Below are 18,749 nucleotides of genomic sequence, written 5' to 3'. Positions count from 1 at the left end.
CTCGGTCCGACATCCTGCGGCCCGGACGTAGCGAGCTGAAAGGTGTCGTGTCTGATGGCACAGGCGCGGTGACAGGGACGCACTCACCCCTCCCCTTCAGGGGAGGGCGCATGATCGGCCCCGAGCTCCTGGAGCGGAGGGCCTCGGCCCGTGCTCCTGCGCACGCAGGTGCCCAGCGCCGCCACGCGCATCGCTCACCGCCCTGGGTTCCTGCGTTCGCCGGAACACCCGCCCAGCTCGCCCTCCGCCTCGTCCTCCTCGCGCTCGCCGGCGCGGCCGCCGCGGCGACGTTGCTCCTGCTCGCCCCGGGCTGCCTCGCCGGGCCGTTCGCGACGCTGCCGCCGCTCGTCTATCGCTGGTGGTATCTCAGCGTGCTCGAGGGAAGGCCCTTGTGGGACCAGCCGCTCGCGCTCGCCGCCGCCGCGATCGGCCTGCCGCTTGCCGGGCTCGCCGGCACCGCGCTGGCGCTGCGTCGCCTGCCGTCGCGCGGGCTGACCGAGGCCGCGCGCGAGCGCTGGTGGGTCTACCTGCTGCTGCTGCTCGCCGCGACCGTCATCGCTTTGTGGGTGAGCCGCGCCGCCGCCACCGCCAACGCGCTCGCGGTGCCTGGCGCCGCGGTGCTGCTCGCGACCTTGCTGACGCGCGCGCGACGGCTCACCGCACCGCTGCCGCGCGCGCTCGCCACGCTCGGCGCGCTGCTGCTCGCCTCGCCGGGTCAGGTCGCCGCCGCCGCGCTGCTGCTCCTGCCGGGGCCGGTCGAGCGCGCGCGCGCCGACTCGCGCCGCCCGAGCTGCGCCGCCGCCACCGACGTGCGCGCGCTCGCCGCGCTGCCACCCGGCACCGTGTTCGCGCCGCTCGACGTTACCCCCGAGCTGCTGGTGAGCACGCGCCACCGCGCGATCGCGGGCGGCTATCACCGCGGCGCGCGCGCGATGGAGCGGGTGCTGCTCGGCTTCACGCTGCCGCCCGACCGCGCGCGCGTGATCGTGACGGCGAGCGGCGCGGACTATCTGATCGCCTGCCCCGGCCTGCCCGAACTGGCGCAGTATCGCGCCGCCGCGCCGGATGGTCTGTGGGCGCGGCTGGAGCGCGGCGAGCGGGTCGCCTGGCTGATGCCGCTCAGGGTGCGCGGCCCGGTGCTGGCGTGGCGCATCGCGCGCGACCCCTTGCCCGCGGGGCCTGCGCGCCCTTAAGGCGCTCGCGATGCAGGCAGACCGGCTCCATTGGTGGCAGACGCGGTGGTTCGTGCTCGCCGCCATGGTGGCGGCGTGCGTGCCGCTGCTGTGGCCCGACATTCCGCCGATCGTCGACCTGCCCGGCCACATGGGGCGCTACCGCGTCCAGCTCGACCGCGGCGCCCACCCGTGGCTGACCGACTGGTACCAGTTCCGCTGGTCGCTGATCGGCAACCTGGGCGTCGACCTGCTGATCGAGCCGCTCGCGCCGCTGATCGGGCTTGAGCCAGCGGTGAAGCTGATCATCCTCACCATCCCCGCGCTCACCGTCGGCGGGCTGCTGTGGATCGCGCGCGAGGTGCACGGGCGCATCCCGCCGACGGCGCTGTTCGCGCTGCCGCTCGCCTATGGTTATCCGTTCCACTTCGGATTCGTGAACTTCGCGCTGTCGATGGCCTGGGCCTTGTGCCTGTTCGGGCTGTGGCTGCGGCTGGCGCGCCAGGGGCGCTTCGGCTTGCGCGCGCTGCTGTTCGTGCCGCTCTCGTGCATCCTGTGGGTGTGTCACACCTTCGGCTGGGGCGTTTTGGGCGTGCTGGCTTTCTCGAGCGAGCTGATCCGCCAGCACGACCTGCGCCGCGCGCGCGCCGCGGGCTGGCTGGAGAGCTGGGTCCGCGCCGGGCTGGGCTGCGTGCCGCTGGCGCTGCCGATGGTGCTGATGGTGGCGTGGCGCTCGGGCGCCGACGTCACCGGGCAGACCGCCGACTTCTTCTACTGGAACACCAAGATCGCCTGGATCGTGATGGCGCTGCGTGACCGCTGGATGTGGTTCGACGTCGCCAGCGTGGCGGTCATCTACCTCGTGCTGTTCAAGGCGGTGCGCGATCCCCGGATGGGCTATTCGCGCCACCTCGGCCTCTCGGCGCTGTTCATGCTGCTGGTGTACATCCTGCTGCCGCGCATCGTGTTCGGCTCGGCCTATGCCGATATGCGAATGGCGCCCTTCATGATCGCCGTGGCGGTGATCGCGATCCGGCCGAAGCCCGGCGCCGATCTGCGCCACGCCGCCTTGCTCGCCGCGGCGGGGTTGAGCTTCTACGCGGTCCGCCTCGGCGCGACGACGATCAGCTTCGCGGGTTTCGACGCCGATTACGACGCCGAGCTCGCCGCGCTGCCGCACGTGCCGATCGGGGCGCGGCTGATCAGTTTCGTCGGGCACAATTGTTCCAACGCGTGGCGCATGTCGCGGCTGGAACATCTGCCCGCGATCGCGCTGGAGCGGCGGCTGGCCTATACCGACGACCAATGGTCGATGGCAGGGGCGCAGCTGCTCACCGTCCACTATCGCGAGGCAGGTCCGTACGCGCACGACCCGACCCAGATCGTCACCTCGGTCAAGTGCCCGTACGAATGGTGGCGCCCGGCCAATTACGCGCTGGCGCGCTTTCCGCGCGATGCCTTCGACTATGTCTGGCTGATCCGACCGCCGGCGTACAACCCGCGCTTCACCGCCGGGCTGGTGCCGGTGTGGCGCTCGCCGACGAGCAACTCGGTGCTGTTCCGCGTCGACCATGACGCGCCCGCGATCGACGCCAGCGACGAGGAACTGGGCGTGCCCAAGTGGCTGATCGAGCGGATGCAGCGCCGCCGCGAGCGGCTCGAGCGGTTGCGCGAGCGCCAGGAGCGCGAGCAGGAGCGGCTCGAGCGGCTGCGCGTGGAGCAGGAGCGGTAAGCGAGAACGGAGGCGTCGAGTCGCCTATGATGACGGCGAAGGTCGTGGTCGACGATTAATGGGTGCACGATAATTCGTTGCGACGGCGCGCAAGCGGATGTACGATATCGATAGAGATCGAGTTCGACCCGGCCAAGGATCGCGTCGCCCGGAAGCGGCACGGCCTGTCGCTGCGATCCGCCGCAGCGTTCGACTGGAAGACGGCGCTCGAGCGCGAGGATGATCGCTTTGACGATGGCGAGGTCCGCGTCGTGGCGCTCGGGTTCATCGGGGATCGGCTGCATGTGCTGCTGTTCGCCGAGGGATCCCACGACCATGCGGTTTGCGCCGTCAGCCTGCGCCGCGCCGAGAAGCACGAGGTGAGATTCGATCGTGACCACCGCTGACGCCGAGCACGACGACAATCCGCCGCTGGATGAGGCCTTCATGGCGAGCATGACGCCGTCACGGCGCGGTCGCCCGCGATCGGAGGCGCCGAAGGTGGAGGTGAAGATTCGCCTGGACGCCGCGACGGTCGCGCACCTGCGCGCGAGCGGCCCCGGCTGGCAGACCCGGGTCAACGCGGTGCTCGGCCGCCTGGTGTCGGCCAATGAGATCTAAGCTGTCGCGGCGGCCTCACCCCCGCCGGAACGGCGTCATCTCGCCGAGGAACTCCTGCTCCTGCGCCACCGCGGCGCGCTCGCGCACGAGGAAGTCGGCGACCGCGCGCCGGAACGACGCGTCCGGGATGTAATGCGCCGACCAGGTCGGCACCGGGACATAGCCGCGCGCCAATTTGTGCTCGCCCTGCGCGCCGGCCTCGACGGTCGCCAGCCCGCGCGCGATCGCGGCGTCGATCGCCTGATAATAGCACAGCTCAAAGTGGAGGAAGGGCACCTCCTCGGTGCAGCCCCAATAGCGACCATATAGCGCGTCCTCGCCGATCAGGTTGAGCGCGCCCGCGATCGGCACGCCGTCGCGTTCGGCCAGGATCAGCAGCACGCGCTCACCCAGCGCGGCGCCCAGCAACGGGAAGAAGGCACGGGTGAGATAGGGCTGGCCCCATTTGCGGCTGCCGGTGTCCTGGTAGAAGCGCCAGAAGGCGTCCCATTCGCGCGCGCCGATCGCGGCGCCGCTGAGGTGGCGGATCGTCAGCCCCTCCACCGCAGCGGCGCGCTCCTTGCGGATCGCCTTGCGCTTGCGGCTGGCGAGTGCGCCGAGGAAGTCGTCGAAACTCGCATAGCCCTGGTTCTGCCAGTGATATTGCGTGCCCTGACGGATCAGCCAGCCGGCGTGCTCGAAATGCGCGATCTGGTCGGGCGCGACGAAGGTGGCGTGCGCGGAGGAGAGGTCGTGACGGTCGGTCACCGCCTCAAGCGCGGCGATCAGCGCGGGCGCCGCGGCGGGGTCGCGCAGCAGCAGCCGCGCTCCCGGCACCGGGGTGAAGGGCACCGCCACTTGGAGCTTGGGGTAATACGTGCCGCCGGCGCGCTCCCACGCGTCGGCCCAGCCGTGGTCGAAGACATATTCGCCCTGGCTATGGCTCTTGGCATAGGCCGGCGCGATCGCGGCGGGGGTGCCGTCGGCGCCGTCGATCACTACCGGGATCGGCTGCCAGCCGCTGCGCCCACCGACGCTGCCCGATTGCTCCAGCGCGGCGAGGAAGGCGTGGCCGAGGAAGGGGTTGGCGGTGCCGGCGCAGGCGTCCCACTGGTCGGCGGGGAGGGCGCCGACCCCATCGGCGATTCGCGCGGTGAGCGAGGTCATCGCTTCCTAATTAGGACAGCGCGGGCGGGGGTTAAAGGACGGAGGTGCGCGGCGGGCGGGTTCGGGAGACATCAACGCCGGGCTTCGCAAGATCTCGCGCCCAAACCGCTATCCCGGACTTGTTCCGGTCGCGGGCAAGGACGCCGTGCCCGGCGCGCCCCGCGTCAGAGCGAGGCCGCGACCTCGACGATCGCGTCGACCTCGACCGCGGCGCCGAGCGGCAGCGCCGCCACGCCCACCGCCGAGCGCGCGTGGCGCCCCGCGTCGCCGAACAGCTTGACCATCAGCTCGCTGGCGCCGTTGGCGACCTTGGGCTGATCGGTGAAGTCGGCAGTAGAGTTCACGAACACGCCGAGCTTCACGATCCGCGTGACCTGCTCCAGCGTGCCGAGATGCGCCTTGAGCTGCGCCACCAGCATCAAGGCGCAGCGCTGCGCCGCGTCCTGCCCCTGCTCGAGCGAGACGTCGTCGCCGAGCCGCCCGGTGACCACCGCGCCGTCCTTGAAGGGCAGCTGGCCCGAGACGTGCAGGAAGCCGCCCGCCGCGACGACGGGGACATAGGCGGCCACCGGGGCGGCGGCCTGGGGCAGCGCCAGGCCGAGCTCGGCGAGTGCGCGGTCGATACGATCGGTCATGCGCTTTCCCTGCGGCGCGCGTCCGCGCCGGTCAAGTCAGGGCCGACGCGTCTGCGGGGAGAGGCGCAGGTTCACCCGCGGCGAAGCGATCGCCGATCCAGGCCTCGGCCGTACGCCAGTCGTCGATCCGCGCGTGCGCCTGCGGCGCGGCGGGCACCCCCGCGGCGAGCGCGGGCTCGGCAATCATGTGGAGCCGCCACACGCCGGGCGCGTGCTTCGCCACCGACTCGTGATGGTGCGGCAGGTCGTCGACGAAGACGGTGACCGGGTCGCCGTGCTCCGCCACCAGTCGTGCCACCGGAGCGCCCTTGCCGCCCTGGTTGCACTCGACCCGATGCGCGATCCCGAAGCGTTCCAGCTGTTCGATGCGGTGCGTGCGGCACTGGTCCTCGAGGTTGGTGAGGATGACGATGTCGGCGCGCTCGGCCAGCCGCGCCAGCGCCTCGCCGGCGTGCGGCACCAGCGTCTGGCGCGCCATCTCGGCGGGGAAGAAGCCGCCGAGATAGCCGAACATCTCCTCCTGCGTCAGCGGCGCGCCGCCGCGGCGGCGCATGTTCTTGGCCAATTCCCAGCTGTCATAACGGAACTCGATGTCGTGCGCTTCGTCGAGCCAGGTGGCGAAGTGGCGCACCATGTGGAGTAAGACCTCGTCGCAGTCGCTGATCAGCAGCGGTCGGGTCATCGTGGCGCTTCCTCCAGTCGGGCGCGCGCCGCGACCAGCGCGGCCGGGGTGGTACCGGTCGCCGCGGCGCAGGCGAGAAGATCGGGTTCGTGCGCCTCGAGAAAGGCGAGGCACGCGGCGAGAACGGCAGGATCGCGCAGGCGTGCGCGCAGATCGTCGGGCGCGAGCCCCGTCACGCCGATCAGTCGGTCGGCGCGCAACGGTTCGTTAAGCGTCCAGGCGAGAGCGTCGAGCGCGATTGTCGTCGCGTCGGGCTGGATCGGATCGATTCGGACCATTATCTATCTGGCGTCAGAGGAGAAAGTGGCGCGTGGCCAAGCGGGTGCTCGTTGTCGAGGACAATGAACTCAATCTCAAGCTGTTCTGTGACCTGTTGCGGGCGCACGACTTCGCGGTCGAGCCGGTGCGCGACGGGCGCGAGGCGGTGGAGCGCACCCGCGCCTTCATGCCCGACCTGATCGTGATGGACATCCAGATGCCGCACGTCACCGGCTATGAGCTGATCCTGGAGCTCAAGGCCGACGCCGCGCTGCGCCATATTCCGGTGATGGCGGTGACCGCTTATGCCGGGCGCGAGGACGAGGAGCGGATCCGCGCGGCGGGGGCGGACGCTTATATCTCCAAGCCGATCACCTTGGCGCGCTTCATCACCGCGGTGGGGTCGCTGGTGTGAGGTCGTCCTTCTGTGGGAGCTGAGCCTCGTCCTCCCCACAATGTTCCCCGGCGAAAGCCGGGGCCTAGGTGGGAAGGCCGAGGCGAGTCTCTCCAGCGTCCCCCCACTGGACCCCGGCTTGCGCCGGGGAACAGACAGGAATGAGCGAGCGCGACCCTATAGATCGAGTGCCCAGCCGTCGCGCCCGCGCGGGTCGGGCGCGCGCTCGGGGACGTAGCGGGTCGCGCCTGCGCTCAGCCGCAGGATCGTCCAGTCGCCGCGGCGGTCGACCGCCTCCAGCGCGCAGTCGCAGCGCGCGAACGCCGCCACCACCTCGGCGCGCTGTGTCTCGAGCAGCCCGGCGAGCACGATCGCGGCGTGCGGCGCGGCGATCGCCGCCACCTCAGGCGCCATCGAGATCAGCGGGCCCGCGAGGATGTTGGCGATCACCAAATCGTAGGGCGCGCGCGTCGCGATCGCCTCGGAGAGCGCGCCGTCGGCGACCACCAGCGCGATGCCGTCGACCGCATTCGCCGCCATGTTCTCCCGCGTCACCGCGATCGCCGCGGGGTCGATGTCGGTCGCGGTCACCTGTGCCGCGGGCCAGAGATGCCGCGCGGCGAAGGCGAGCAGCCCGGTGCCGGTGCCGAGGTCGATCACGTTCGTCATGACCCGGTCGGCAAGCCCGTCGAGCATCGCCAGGCAGCCCGAGGTGGTCGCATGGTGCCCCGTGCCGAACGCCTGGCCGGCGTCGATCAGGAAGGCGCGGCCGCCCGGCGGCGCTGCGACCGGGTGCGCGCTGGTATGGACGACGAACCGCCCCTCGCTGATCGGCTCGAGCCCGGCCTGGCTCAGCGTCACCCAGTCCTGCGCGGTGAGCGGCGTCACCGCGGGCTCGCTGGCCGCCGCGCTCGGCACCAAAGCGCGCAGCGCGGCGAGCATCGCGGCGTCGGGCTCGTGCTCCATGTACGCGTCGAGCCGCCAATGCTCGCGATCGTCCTCGACCTCCTCGCTCGTCATCAGCACCGCGTCGATCGCGAGATCGTCGGCGGCGTCGATCGCCTCGGCCTCGGCGCGCGTGCACGGCAGCGTGACGCGCCAGCTGTCGATCGCCTCAGCGGACATAGCTGGCCCCGTTGACGTCGAGCACCGCGCCGGTCATCGACGGCGGCGCCTCCAGCGCGAGGAAGCGCGCCACCGCCGCGACTTCCTCGGGCTGGGCAACGCGACCCAGCGGGATGTCGGCGAGCAGTCTGTCGCCGCCGCGGCTGGCGAGATAGTCCTCCGCCATGCCGGTCATGGTGAAGCCGGGGCAGATCGCGAAGGCGAGGATCTCGTCACGGGCATAGCCGCGTGCGATCGTCTTGGTCATCGCCACCATGCCCGCCTTGGCGGCGGCATAATGCCAGTGCGCCGGGCTGTCGCCGCGATAGGCGGCGCGGCTGGCGACGTTGACCAGCCGCCCGCCGCGCGCGCCCGCCCGCCAATGGCGCACCGCGAGCCGGCTGAGCTCGGCCGCGGCGGTGAGATTGATCCGCAGCGTGCGCTCCCAATTGGCGACCCAGTCGTCCGAGTCGAGCGGGTTGGCCTCGAACACGCCGGCGTTGTTGATCAGCACGTCGATGCGGCCGCCGAGCCGGTCGAGCGCGGCGTCCCACAGGCGCGCGGGGGCGGCGGGATCGGCGAAATCGGCGGCGAGGCCGCTCGCGGTGGCGTGGCGCGCGAGCGCGACGCCGGGGGTGGCGTCGAGCGTGGCGGCGATGGCGGCGCCGATGCCGCGGCTCGCGCCGGTAAGGAGGATGTTGACCATGCGCGCCGCGATAGGACGTAAGCGGGGGGCGGGGCCAGAGGGTTGCGGGGAAGGGCGAGCTGAAGAAAGGCTGAGCTCGTCGAAGCCTCGTCTCGAAGCGCTGCCCTCCCGGCGCCGTTACCCTTCGCTCGCGGAGAAGCTTTCGGCCGAGGCGCGCAGCGTGTCGAAGCGGTCGCCGATCTGCTCAAAGGCGTGGCCGAGCGACACGATCTCGCCGGTGACGTCGTTGGTGTCCTCGCGGATCGCCGCGATGGTGTGCGACATCGAGTCGGCGGCGAGCGCGGTCTCGTCCACCGCGGCAGTGATCGCGGTGACGGTCTGCGCCTGCAGCTGCATCGCCGCGGTGACCTGCACCGCCGAGCGCCGCACTTTGCCCACCGTGTCCTTGATCGAGGCCGAGGTGTCGACGGTGACGCGCGTGGCGGCCTGGATCGCGGCGATCTTGGCGGCGATGTCGTCGGTGGCGCGCGCGGTCTGGCTCGCCAGGCTCTTCACCTCCTGCGCCACCACCGCGAAGCCGCGCCCGGCGTCGCCCGCGCGCGCCGCCTCGATCGTGGCGTTGAGCGCGAGCAGGTTGGTCTGTCCCGCGATGTCGCGGATCAGCCCCAGGATCGAATCGATCGACTTGGCGTGATCGCTCAGCGCCGCGCTGGCGCTCACCGCGTCCTCGGCCTGCGCGCTGGCGTCTTCCAGCGTGGTGGTGCAGGCGCGCATGTCGCTCTGCACCGAGTCGATCGCGCGGATCAGCCCGGCCGCGGTCGCGGCGGCGTCGCGCATCGCCAGCGCCGACTGTTCCGCCGCCGTGGCGACCTCGCTGGTCTTGTCGAGCATGCCGCGGGTCGAGCCGGCCGCGGCGCGCGCCTTCTCGCGGACGATATGGCCGCGCGCGGCGATCGCGCCGATGCCGTCGCTGACGCTCGAGCGGAACGCCGCCGAGCGCTCCGCCCGGGCGGAGCGCACCGCCTCAAGCGAGAGCTCGCCCAGCCGCGACGCCATCAGATCCGATTCCATCATCGCCAGCCGCAGCACGGCGTTGCTGAGCCGCTCCAGGCGCGCCGCATCACCGGCGCAGCCGGCACCGAGCAGCGCCAGCGTGTGGCCGTGTGCGCGGGTCAGCGCGGCGAGCAGCAGCGTGAGCGGCACGCCGTTCGCCTGCGAGACGTCGACTTGGCCGACCACCATTGCGTGCCAGCGCTCGCTGAAGGGCTCGGTGTAGCGTAGCCGCATGTAATGGGTGGCGCGGCCGAGCTGGTCGGCGAGCCGCTCCGGGGGGATGTCCCGCATCGCCGCGGGCAGCGTGGGGAGCGCGAGCAGATGGTCCCAGAAGGTGCGCGCGACCTGACGCCAGCCGTCGGCGGCGTCGAGCAGGTCGGCGATCTCGCGGCACGCCGGCAGGATGCCGCCGTCCCAGTCGAAGTCGCCGACGCGATCGGCCAGGCCGCGCTCGTCGTGGTGGACCATCCGCATGACGCTCACTCGGACCGAAGGGGAGGGATCAGGCCGCGACCTTGCTGGCGAACTCGCCGGCATGGCCGTCGAGCGCGCCGAGTCGCCCGGCGAGCGAGTCGAAGCCGGCGCCGAGCCGGTCGATCTCGGTCGCCACCGTCTCGGTGTCCTCGCGGATCGCCGCGATCGTGTGCGACATCGAGTCGGCTGCCAGCGCGGTCTCGTCCACCGCGGCGGTGATCGCCGTCACGGTCTGCGCCTGCGACTCCATCGCGTGGCGGATCCGCGTCGCCGAATCCTGCACCTCCGCCACGGTGGTGCGGATCGAGGCGGAGGTGTCGACGGTGACGCGCGTGGCGGCCTGGATCGCGGCGATCTTGGCGGCGATGTCGTCGGTGGCGCGCGCGGTCTGGCTCGCCAGGCTCTTCACCTCCTGCGCCACCACCGCGAAGCCGCGTCCCGCATCGCCCGCGCGCGCCGCCTCGATCGTGGCGTTGAGCGCCAGCAGGTTGGTCTGTCCCGCGATGTCGCGGATCAGGCCGAGGATCGACTCGATCGACTTGGCGTGGTCGCTCAGCGCGCCCGAGACGTTGACCGCATCGCCGGCCTGCCCGGCGGCGCGAGTCGCGATGTCGGCGGCGACCTCGACCTCGGCGCGCGCGTCCTCGATCGCGCGGATCAACCCGGCCGCGGTCGACGCGGCGTCGCGCATCGCGACCGCGGACTGCTCCGCCGCGGCGGCGACCTCGCTGGTCTTGCCGAGCATGCCGCGCGCCGCCGACGAGGCGTGCGAGGCCTGGGCGCGGAGATGGTCGCCCTCGCGCGTGGTGTCCTCCACCGTCACTGCGATGCCGTCGCGGAACTCGGCGGCGAGCCGGTCGCGCGCTACCTGCGCGCGATGCTCGCGATAGGAAGCGTACATCTCGACGGTGATCTCGCCCTCCAGCGCGGAGAGCCGCATCAGCGTGTCGAGCATCTCGGGCAGGCGCGGATCATCGCGCGCCACCGACGCCATCAGCACCTCCAACGCGGCGCGGTCGCTGGCGCTGATCATCGACAGCAGCGCCATCGGTGTGACGTCGGCGGCATAGGCGCCCGCCACCGCGCGCTCGATCGACTCGATCCAGGCGCGCTCGCGCGTGCGCAGGAAGCGATTCTCGAGGAAGATACAGCCTAGCTCGATCATCCGCTCGGTCTCGTGCTGTGCCCAGGAGCGGCGGTCGGCGAAGCAGCGCTGCCACTGCTCCCAATAGGCCTGCGCGATCTCGCGCATGCGCGGCGCCAGCGCCTCCCACACGTCGCGCGACGCCTGGGTCAGCCGCCCGTCGACGTCGAACACGCGGAAGCGGGCGGGGAGGTCGAAGGCGGTGGCGACCGATCCGATCGGCGGCAGGTCGTGGGACAAGGAGCGGCTCCCGCTGGGGTCAGAGTCGGGACCCTAGCTACCGCTGCCGGGTTAACAGTGGGTTAGGCAACCACCGCGGATTCCCTTGGTGAACCCGGCACCAAGCTTGCATCGCGGCGCCGCTGGACGCATAGACCGCGCCAAATCGATCCGCCGTTTTCGTCACCTGAGGAACCCAGCGCTTGGCCTCCAAACCCGCCCGCCCGCGCAGCCCGCACCTGTTCAGCGGCCCGCTGCAGCTGCACTATCGTTGGTCGCCGGCGATGACCGCTTCGATCTTCCACCGCGTCACCGGCGACGGCATGGCGACGGTGGGAACGCTGCTGCTGGTGTGGTGGCTCGCCGCGATCGCCGCCGGGCCGCAGGCGTACGGCGTATTCCTCCACGTCTTCACCACCGCGAACGGCGCGCTCAACCCGCTCGGCTGGATTGTCGGCGTCGGGCTGACCTGGTCGCTGTTTCAGCACATGATGAGCGGCATCCGCCACCTGATCCTCGACACCGGCGCGGCGTTCGAGCTCAAGGTCAACCGCACGCTGGCGGTGCTCACCTTCGTGATGTCGGTGCTGCTCACCGCGGGCTTTTGGTTTCTCCTCGTGGGGATCAAGTAAATGACGACCGAGATCGGCCGCGTTCGCGGGCTGGGCAGCGCGCACGCCGGCGCGCATCACTGGTGGCACCACAAGATCACCGCGGGCACCAATTTCCTGCTGCTGGTGTGGTTCCTGGCGTCGATCGCGATGCTGCCGTCCTATGACCACACCACCGTCCGGCTCTGGCTTTCGTCGGCCTGGGCGGCGGTACCGATGGCGCTGCTGATCGCCTCGGTATTCTACCATTTCCGCCTCGGGCTGCAGACGGTGATCGAAGATTATTCGCACAAAGAAAACCGCTTCGTGCTGACGATCCTGCTCAACGTGTTCACCGCCGCGACCGCCGGCACTGCCATCTTCTCGATCCTCAAGGTCGCCTTCGGAGCCGCCGCCTGATGTCCGACGCCTACAAGATCATCGACCACACCTACGACGCGGTCGTCGTCGGCGCGGGCGGCTCGGGGCTGCGCGCGACGATGGGGATCGCCGAGAGCGGGCTGAAGACCGCCTGCATCACCAAGGTGTTCCCCACCCGCAGCCACACCGTCGCGGCGCAGGGCGGTATCGCCGCTTCGCTCGGCAACAATTCGCCCGATCACTGGTCGTGGCACATGTTCGACACCGTCAAGGGCTCCGACTGGCTCGGCGACCAGGACGCGATCGAATATATGGTGCGCGAGGCGCCCGCCGCGGTCTACGAGCTGGAGCACGCCGGCGTGCCGTTCAGCCGCAACGACAACGGCACGATCTACCAGCGCCCGTTCGGCGGCCACATGCAGAACATGGGCGAGGGCCCGCCGGTGCAGCGCACCTGCGCCGCCGCGGACCGCACCGGCCACGCCATGCTCCACGCGCTCTACCAGCAGAGCCTGAAGTATGACGCTGACTTCTACGTCGAATATTTCGCGCTCGACCTGATCATGGAGAACGGCGCCTGCCGCGGCGTGATTGCGCTGTGCATGGAGGACGGCTCGATCCACCGCTTCCGCGCGCATGCGGTGGTGCTCGCCACCGGCGGCGGCGGGCGCGTCTACCAGTCGGCCACCTCGGCGCACACCTGCACCGGCGACGGCAACGGCATGGCGCTGCGCGCCGGCCTGCCGCTCCAGGACATGGAGTTCGTCCAGTTCCACCCGACCGGCATCTACGGCGCGGGCGTGCTCATCACCGAGGGTGCGCGCGGCGAGGGCGGCTATCTCACCAACTCCGAGGGCGAGCGCTTCATGGAGCGCTACGCCCCCAGCGCCAAGGACCTCGCCAGCCGCGACGTGGTGGCGCGCTCGATGGCGATGGAGATGCGCGAGGGCCGCGGCGTCGGCAAGGAGAAGGACCATATCTTCCTCCACCTCGACCATATCGATCCCAAGGTGTTGCACGAGCGGCTGCCCGGCATCACCGAGACCGGCAAGATCTTCGCCGGCGTCGACCTGACGCGCCAGCCGCTGCCGGTGACCCCGACGGTCCATTACAATATGGGCGGCGTGCCGTGTAACTATCACGGCGAGGTCGTGCGGCTGAAGGACGGCGACCCCGACTCGGTCGTCCCCGGGCTGTTCGCGGTGGGCGAGGCGGCCTGCGTCTCGGTCCATGGCGCCAACCGGCTCGGCTCCAACTCGCTGATCGACCTCGTCGTGTTCGGCCGCGCCACCGGGCTGCGGCTGAAGGAGACGCTCAAGCCCGACACGCCGCACAACCCCTTGCCCAAGGGCTCGGAGGAGATGGCGCTGAGCCGGCTCGACCATTTCCGCCACGCGTCGGGCAGCACGCCCACGGCCAAGCTGCGCGGCGAGATGCAGCGGACGATGCAGCGCCACTGCGCGGTGTTCCGCGACTCGGCGCTGCTGAACGAGGGTGTCGAGAAGATCGAGGCGATCTACCAGGGCGTCCAGGACGTCGGCGTGACCGATCGCTCGCTGATCTGGAACACCGATCTGGTCGAGACGCTCGAGCTCGACAATCTGATCGGCCAGGCGGTGGTGACGATGAAGAGCGCGGCGAACCGTAAGGAGAGCCGCGGCGCGCACATGCACGAGGACTTCCCCGAGCGCGACGACGCCAATTGGATGAAGCACACCATCACGACCTTCGACGGCTGGGGCGGCAAGAGCGGCGCCACCGCGATCGATTACCGCCCGGTGCACGACTACACGCTCACCGACGACATCGACTACATCAAGCCCAAGAAGCGCGTCTACTGATCAGCGCGCGTCGACCAGGCGCTCGCCCCGCGGCGAGCGCCTGGTCAGGCGGCGCCTTCGAGCCGTTCAGCGAGCCAGCGCGCGATCAGCGCCTCGCGGGTGGTGGCGCTCTCGGTGGCAAGCTGGTCGAGCCGGCGGACGCGCCACGCCGGCAGGTCGAGTGCGACACGCTCGATGTCGTTGATCCGAACGGCTGCGCTCCAGTCGATCAGGTCGCTGATGTCGTCGCCCGCGTCGAAGCTCCGGTCGAACTCCTCATTGCTCATCGGCTCGCTCATAGGCCCTCGCTTCCTCCGGTCGCGCACGGCGCACCGAGATGATCCGGATCCGGTCCCCGCGCTCGGTCACTACGGCCGTCCACAGCCGTCCGTCGATACGGCCGGCGACCAGCCGGCGCGGCTCGACGGCCGCCGATCGTCTCACCGGAATACGCAGCGCCCGTCGATCATGCCACAGCGCACGCGCCGTGGGAAAGTCGATGCCCTGCTTGGGCCGGTTTGCGGCACTCTTCGCTTCGTCGAAGTCGAACACGCTCTATCGTAGACAAGCGTGGCGTGCCGCCTCTGCCGCGCCCGTCTTTTCTTGCCGCCACCGGGAACCCTCGTCCGCCCCGTCGCTTACCCGCGGCATGACCGACAGCAACGCGGCCCGCTACCCGCTCCTCGCCATCCCGCACATCCAGCTCCACGGCACCGTGGACGACATGATGTATGCACGGTTCAAAGAGCAGCTCGCCGGCGTGCCCGCCAACGGGCCGATCGTCGTCTCGCTCACCACGCTCGGCGGTGACCCCGAGATGGCGCGCGCGATGGGCGACTCGATCCGTCTGCTCCGCGAATATACCGGCCGCGAGGCACTGTTCCTCGGCAAGGTCGCGGTCTATTCCGCGGGTGCCACCTTCATGTCGGCCTTCCCGGTCGAGAACCGCTTCCTCACGCGGAACTCGCGCTTGATGATCCACGAGCGCAGCATGACGAGCACTCTCCAGCTCTCCGGCCCGCTCAACACGATCCCGCCGGTCCTCAAGGCCAAGCTCAACGAGATCGCCGATTCGATCCGCATCCAGGAGGAAGGCTTCGCCGATCTCGTCCGCGGCAGCCAGGTGACGCTTGACGAACTCAAGAGGCGCGCCCCCGACAATTGGTATATCGAGGCGAATGAGGCGCGCGACCTGGGCCTGGTGCTCGACGTCATATGACAGAAGCGCCGCGCCGCCAGCCCCCGCGCTGACCCACCGCGGCGAGCCTCACGCGAACGCCGGCGCCTGGCGGAGCTGGTGATAGGCGCTGATCACCTTGGCCAGCATCGCCTCGTGGCTGCGGTCGCCGCCGTTGCGGTCGGGATGGTAGCGGCGCACCAGCTCGGAATAGCGTCGGCGCAGCGCGGCGCGGTCCGCGTCCGCCGCCAGCCCGAGCGTCTCCAGGCTGCGCCGGTCCTCGCCCGACAGCGGCTTGCCGTCGCCTCTCTCGGGCGCGGCGGTACGGCGGAAGCGTGCGCCGATCGCGTCGAGCGGGTCGGTGAAGTCGGCCCAGCGCGGCCCCTGGTCGCCACCGCCCGCGCGCGTGAACGCCCGCGTCGCGCTTTCCCATCCCGCCAGCGGGCGCTGGGCGTGGTGGATCTCCTCCGCGGTCATGCCGTCGAAGTAATTGTAGCCCGCGTTGAACGCGCGGATGTGGTCGAGGCAAAACCAGCGGAAGCGCGGCGGCCCCTCGCCGTTGCCGGCGCCCTCCAGCGGCGGCGCGCGGAATTCGCCGGCCGCGGCGCAGCCGGGGTGCGCGCATTCCTGCGCAGCGCCCTCGACGCGGCCGTGGAATCTCGTCTGTGGTCGATCCTTGTGGGGCTTCACTGAACTGCCGTCGCTTCCCGGACAAAGGAGGGTATATGGGGGCAATGAACGACGCTTCCACCGGGCCGATCGCGGCCGAGATCACCGCCCGTCTCACCGCTGCGCTCGCCCCGTCGCGGCTCGAGGTGATCAACGAAAGCGCGCTGCACCATGGCCATGCCGGCGACGACGGCAGCGGCGAGAGCCACTTCCGCGTGCTGGTCGAGAGCCCCGCCTTCGTCGGCCGCTCGCGGGTCGAGCGCCAGCGGCTGGTCAACCGCGCGCTCGCCGCGCTGCTCGCCGACCATGTCCACGCGCTGGCGATCCGCGCCATTGCGCCGGGCGAGCCGGCGTGAGCGGCTATCGGCTCTGGTACTGGCCGACGATCCAGGGCCGCGGCGAGTTCGTCCGGCTCGCGCTCGAGGCGGGCGGCATCGCCTATGAGGACAGCGCGCGCACGCACGGGATAGAGGCGATGCTCGCCGACATGGCCGCGCACGCGCCATTCGCGCCGTTCGCGCCGCCCTACCTGGTGGCGGACGGCCGCGCCGTGGCGCAGGTCGCGGACATTCTGCTCTATCTCGGCGACCGGCACGGGCTGGCACCGGGCGACGCGGCGATGCGCTATGGGCTCCACCAGCTCCAGCTCACCGTCGCCGACCTGGTGGCCGAGGCGCACAACGTTCACCACCCGGTGGCGGCGATGGCCTATTACGAGGAACAGAAGCCCGAGGCGGCGCGCGCCGCGGCGCAGTTCCGCGACGAGCGCTTGCCCAAATTCCTCGACCACTTCGAGGCGGCGACGCGAGCAGTGGCGGGCGAGTGGGTGGCGGGCGAGCGCTGGAGCTATGTCGACACCTCCCTGTTCCAGGTGATCGCGGGGCTGCGCTACGCCTTCCCGCGGCGGATGGCGACGCTGGCGCCGCGCTACTCCGGTCTGGCGGCGCTGCACGACCGCGTCGCCGTGCTCCCCGGCGTGAGCGCCTATCTCGCCAGCGAGCGGCGGCTGCCGTTCAGCGAGGAGGGCATCTTTCGCCACTATCCCGAGCTCGACGGGGATTGAACCGATCCTCCCCGCTTGGCGGGGAGGATTGTCTCTGCCTTACCCCCGCAGCGAGTCGGGGACGATGCCGCCGCTCTGCTCCAGCGCGCGCATCACGGCGCGGTGAAGCCAGATGTTCATCTCGGCCGAGCCGTCGAGCGCGCCGGTATAGCCGAGCTCGGTGGCGAGCTCCTTGCGGTTGGAGAGGCTCGAGTCGATGTCGAGCAGCTTCATCAGGTCGACGATCGAGGTGCGCCAGTTGAGGTCGGGGTTGGCCTTCGCTTGCGCGGTGGCGGTGAGCACCTGCTCGACATCGACCGGCGCGGCAGGCGCGGCAGGCGCCGCGGGTGCTGCCGGCGCTGCCGGCGCGGCAGGAGCCGCCGGGGCGGCCGCGCCCGGGGTCGCGGGCGTGGCCGGGGTCGCCGGCGTGGCGGGCGCGTCCTTGTGGCCGCCGAACTGGCCGCCGAGCGGGCCCTTGTTGCCGAAGATCGCCGTCTTGATCGCGCCGAAGATGCTCATGTCGCTCACTCCCATCAGGTCCAGGTCGTCCCCGGCAACGTCGGGTCGCCACGAAGGTTCACCGTCGCACTCCGCCAGCAGTGCGTCCGCCTCGGCGCATCCCTCCTCATAGCTGCCCCAATTGTCGGGATCGCTCTCCTCCGGCGTCGGCGGCGTGCGCGCCGCCACGCGAATGCGGCGGATCAGCTCGACCTGCGTCGGGCTGAGCGGTGCGCCGCCGCGGCGCGGGTCCCACGCGCCCGCGGCCTGCTCGGCGCGCGTGCTGCGCGCGGTCGGCGGGGGCGGAACGCCCGCGCGCGCGGCGGCGGCGGTGAACCAGGCGTCGCGCGCGTCGAACAACGCGTCATATTCGTCGTCGGCGTAGCGATCGGGGTGAGGCCCCATCGCGCGCGCCTCGGCCGGGCTGAGCGCGCGCGCATAGGCGCGATCGCCGGGCAGTCCCTGTTCGTCGCCGAAGAAGGCGTAGGGCGGCGGGAAGCGCGTGCGCCAGTCGTGCGCCGCCTCGTCCCACCACACCGGCGGGCGCGAATGTTGCGAATGTTGAGCCTCCGGCGCGGTGTCGTCGGCGATCGGATCGGGCGCGGGCGGGGCGAGCACCACCAGCCCCGCCGCCTCGGCGCGCGCCCATTGCGCCGCGCTCCAATCGTGGCGCGACGCGGCGTCGAGGTCGGCGATCTCGACCTCCTCAGCGCGCGCGGCGCCGACGCGCTGGAACCGGTCCGCCGCGGCGAGCGCGAGGATCGGCGCGAGTTCGCGCGCGAGCGCATCGGCGGCGGCATCGGCCGCGGTCGCGTCGCCGCCGGGCGCGGCCGAGTCGGCGGGGGCGCCGCCGCCGAGCAGCTCGCGCAGCGCGCCGCTGCGCCGCGCCAGGAACAGCCCGGCGCGCGCGGCGCTGCTTTCGGCCGTGACGCAGTCGAGAAAGGCGTCGAACTCCTGCGCGACCAGCCGCGCCGCCTGCGCGTCCGCCGCGGGCGCGGACTCGACCTGGCGGTCGAGCCGCTGGAGCAGCCCGAGCGCGAGCCGGTTGTCGTGGCGGTGGCGCGTGAGGGTGCTGCCGTCGGCGCGGACATAGGTGTCGGTCTGCCCCTCCAGCGCGCGCACCATCAGCATCTCGGCGACGGCTTCCCGCGCGACCAGCGTGGCGGCGCGCCAGCCGAGCGCGAAGGCGCTGCCCTTGGCCGAGCGGCGGAAGGCGAAGGCCGAGGTGGCGGAGAGCCCGACGCGCGCGGCGGCGCGCTCGACGCCATGGCCCTCCGCGATCGCCTCGAGGAAGGCGCGCTGGTTGGTCGCGG

The 18,749-nt window shown here is 71.3% G+C and carries 23 protein-coding genes; 11 read left to right on the top strand and 12 right to left on the bottom strand.

The window, feature by feature from the left end; genetic code table 11:
* Positions 1 to 110: 110 nt before the first annotated feature.
* The 4 genes from QBJ89_RS19435 (at position 111) to QBJ89_RS19420 (ending at position 3,504) form a co-directional block, all read left to right on the top strand.
* The gene (locus QBJ89_RS19435) at positions 111 to 1,193 is read left to right on the top strand and encodes a hypothetical protein (protein ID WP_277982114.1); all 1,083 of its coding nucleotides are present in this window, start codon (positions 111 to 113) and stop codon (positions 1,191 to 1,193) included.
* Positions 1,194 to 1,203: 10 nt separating this feature from the next.
* Complete coding sequence (locus QBJ89_RS19430; protein ID WP_277982113.1) at positions 1,204 to 2,904, top strand: hypothetical protein; 1,701 nt, start codon at positions 1,204 to 1,206, stop codon at positions 2,902 to 2,904.
* Between the two features lie 77 nt (positions 2,905 to 2,981).
* On the top strand, positions 2,982 to 3,290 hold the full coding sequence (locus QBJ89_RS19425) for a BrnT family toxin (RefSeq protein ID WP_277982112.1): 309 nt from the start codon (positions 2,982 to 2,984) through the stop codon (positions 3,288 to 3,290).
* Positions 3,277 to 3,504 (top strand): BrnA antitoxin family protein, encoded by a 228-nt coding sequence (locus QBJ89_RS19420; protein ID WP_277982111.1) that lies wholly within the window; start codon positions 3,277 to 3,279, stop codon positions 3,502 to 3,504. The genes QBJ89_RS19425 and QBJ89_RS19420 overlap by 14 nt, the downstream gene beginning before the upstream one ends.
* 15 nt (positions 3,505 to 3,519) lie before the next feature.
* On the opposite strand, the gene QBJ89_RS19415 is transcribed toward QBJ89_RS19420, so the two are convergent.
* The 4 genes from QBJ89_RS19415 to QBJ89_RS19400 all read right to left on the bottom strand — a co-directional run bounded on the left by QBJ89_RS19415 (position 3,520) and on the right by QBJ89_RS19400 (position 6,245).
* Positions 3,520 to 4,650, bottom strand: coding sequence for a GNAT family N-acetyltransferase (locus QBJ89_RS19415; RefSeq protein ID WP_277982110.1), 1,131 nt, complete (start codon positions 4,648 to 4,650; stop codon positions 3,520 to 3,522).
* 164 nt (positions 4,651 to 4,814) lie between these two features.
* Positions 4,815 to 5,285 (bottom strand): RidA family protein, encoded by a 471-nt coding sequence (locus tag QBJ89_RS19410; RefSeq protein WP_277982109.1) that lies wholly within the window; start codon positions 5,283 to 5,285, stop codon positions 4,815 to 4,817.
* A 31-nt stretch (positions 5,286 to 5,316) separates the two neighbouring features.
* Positions 5,317 to 5,967: an HAD family hydrolase gene (locus QBJ89_RS19405; protein ID WP_277982108.1), complete on the bottom strand. Its 651-nt coding sequence runs from the start codon at positions 5,965 to 5,967 to the stop codon at positions 5,317 to 5,319.
* Positions 5,964 to 6,245 carry a DUF3572 family protein gene (locus QBJ89_RS19400; protein WP_277982107.1) on the bottom strand — a complete coding sequence of 94 codons (282 nt, stop codon included), beginning with the start codon at positions 6,243 to 6,245 and terminating at the stop codon, positions 5,964 to 5,966. Before QBJ89_RS19400 ends, QBJ89_RS19405 begins: the two co-directional genes overlap by 4 nt.
* Before the next feature lie 32 nt (positions 6,246 to 6,277).
* Here QBJ89_RS19400 and QBJ89_RS19395 point away from each other — a divergent pair, with 32 nt between their 5' ends.
* Entirely contained in the window at positions 6,278 to 6,640 is a 363-nt protein-coding gene (locus QBJ89_RS19395; protein ID WP_219754891.1) for a response regulator, read from the top strand.
* A 156-nt stretch (positions 6,641 to 6,796) separates the two neighbouring features.
* Here the strand turns inward: QBJ89_RS19395 and QBJ89_RS19390 are convergent, their stop codons facing one another.
* The 4 genes from QBJ89_RS19390 to QBJ89_RS19375 all read right to left on the bottom strand — a co-directional run bounded on the left by QBJ89_RS19390 (position 6,797) and on the right by QBJ89_RS19375 (position 11,280).
* Positions 6,797 to 7,744, bottom strand: a complete 948-nt coding sequence (locus tag QBJ89_RS19390; protein WP_277982106.1) for a 50S ribosomal protein L11 methyltransferase — start codon at positions 7,742 to 7,744, stop codon at positions 6,797 to 6,799.
* Positions 7,734 to 8,429 carry an SDR family NAD(P)-dependent oxidoreductase gene (locus tag QBJ89_RS19385; protein ID WP_277982105.1) on the bottom strand — a complete coding sequence of 232 codons (696 nt, stop codon included), beginning with the start codon at positions 8,427 to 8,429 and terminating at the stop codon, positions 7,734 to 7,736. The genes QBJ89_RS19390 and QBJ89_RS19385 overlap by 11 nt, the downstream gene beginning before the upstream one ends.
* A 117-nt stretch (positions 8,430 to 8,546) precedes the next feature.
* On the bottom strand, positions 8,547 to 9,896 hold the full coding sequence (locus QBJ89_RS19380; RefSeq protein ID WP_277982104.1) for a methyl-accepting chemotaxis protein: 1,350 nt from the start codon (positions 9,894 to 9,896) through the stop codon (positions 8,547 to 8,549).
* 28 nt (positions 9,897 to 9,924) lie between these two features.
* Positions 9,925 to 11,280, bottom strand: coding sequence for a methyl-accepting chemotaxis protein (locus QBJ89_RS19375; RefSeq protein WP_277982103.1), 1,356 nt, complete (start codon positions 11,278 to 11,280; stop codon positions 9,925 to 9,927).
* A 182-nt stretch (positions 11,281 to 11,462) separates the two neighbouring features.
* Here QBJ89_RS19375 and sdhC point away from each other — a divergent pair, with 182 nt between their 5' ends.
* Genes sdhC through sdhA form a run of 3 tightly spaced genes read left to right on the top strand, consistent with a single transcriptional unit; the run spans position 11,463 to position 14,071 of the window.
* Positions 11,463 to 11,891 carry a succinate dehydrogenase, cytochrome b556 subunit gene (gene sdhC / locus QBJ89_RS19370; protein ID WP_277982102.1) on the top strand — a complete coding sequence of 143 codons (429 nt, stop codon included), beginning with the start codon at positions 11,463 to 11,465 and terminating at the stop codon, positions 11,889 to 11,891.
* Positions 11,892 to 12,269, top strand: coding sequence for a succinate dehydrogenase, hydrophobic membrane anchor protein (gene sdhD, locus QBJ89_RS19365; RefSeq protein ID WP_277982101.1), 378 nt, complete (start codon positions 11,892 to 11,894; stop codon positions 12,267 to 12,269).
* Positions 12,269 to 14,071 carry a succinate dehydrogenase flavoprotein subunit gene (sdhA, locus tag QBJ89_RS19360; RefSeq protein ID WP_277982100.1) on the top strand — a complete coding sequence of 601 codons (1,803 nt, stop codon included), beginning with the start codon at positions 12,269 to 12,271 and terminating at the stop codon, positions 14,069 to 14,071. Before sdhD ends, sdhA begins: the two co-directional genes overlap by 1 nt.
* Positions 14,072 to 14,115: 44 nt before the next feature.
* Here the strand turns inward: sdhA and brnA are convergent, their stop codons facing one another.
* Complete coding sequence (brnA, locus tag QBJ89_RS19355) at positions 14,116 to 14,337, bottom strand: type II toxin-antitoxin system BrnA family antitoxin (protein WP_277982099.1); 222 nt, start codon at positions 14,335 to 14,337, stop codon at positions 14,116 to 14,118.
* Entirely contained in the window at positions 14,327 to 14,602 is a 276-nt protein-coding gene (locus QBJ89_RS19350) for a BrnT family toxin (RefSeq protein ID WP_277982098.1), read from the bottom strand. Before QBJ89_RS19350 ends, brnA begins: the two co-directional genes overlap by 11 nt.
* A 97-nt stretch (positions 14,603 to 14,699) precedes the next feature.
* On the opposite strand from QBJ89_RS19350, the gene QBJ89_RS19345 reads away from it, so the two are divergent.
* Positions 14,700 to 15,269, top strand: a complete 570-nt coding sequence (locus QBJ89_RS19345; protein WP_277982097.1) for an ATP-dependent Clp protease proteolytic subunit — start codon at positions 14,700 to 14,702, stop codon at positions 15,267 to 15,269.
* A gap of 48 nt (positions 15,270 to 15,317) precedes the next feature.
* Here the strand turns inward: QBJ89_RS19345 and QBJ89_RS19340 are convergent, their stop codons facing one another.
* Positions 15,318 to 15,917, bottom strand: coding sequence for a DnaJ domain-containing protein (locus tag QBJ89_RS19340; protein WP_277982096.1), 600 nt, complete (start codon positions 15,915 to 15,917; stop codon positions 15,318 to 15,320).
* 44 nt (positions 15,918 to 15,961) lie between these two features.
* Here QBJ89_RS19340 and QBJ89_RS19335 point away from each other — a divergent pair, with 44 nt between their 5' ends.
* Both QBJ89_RS19335 and QBJ89_RS19330 read left to right on the top strand, forming a co-directional pair.
* Entirely contained in the window at positions 15,962 to 16,252 is a 291-nt protein-coding gene (locus tag QBJ89_RS19335) for a BolA family protein (protein ID WP_277982095.1), read from the top strand.
* Positions 16,249 to 16,959, top strand: a complete 711-nt coding sequence (locus QBJ89_RS19330) for a glutathione S-transferase (RefSeq protein ID WP_277982094.1) — start codon at positions 16,249 to 16,251, stop codon at positions 16,957 to 16,959. The genes QBJ89_RS19335 and QBJ89_RS19330 overlap by 4 nt, the downstream gene beginning before the upstream one ends.
* A gap of 39 nt (positions 16,960 to 16,998) precedes the next feature.
* Here the strand turns inward: QBJ89_RS19330 and QBJ89_RS20145 are convergent.
* Positions 16,999 to 18,749 (bottom strand): DUF3597 domain-containing protein (locus QBJ89_RS20145; protein WP_347342842.1); only part of this gene is annotated, 1,751 nt, incomplete at its 5' end.

Origin of the sequence: Sphingomonas phyllosphaerae, from assembly GCF_029623345.1 — a bacterium.
GTDB classification, from domain to species: Bacteria; Pseudomonadota; Alphaproteobacteria; order Sphingomonadales; family Sphingomonadaceae; genus Sphingomonas; species Sphingomonas phyllosphaerae_C.
The sequence above is the reverse complement of the archived record's forward strand: the minus strand, read 5'-3'. Positions and strand labels throughout refer to the sequence as shown.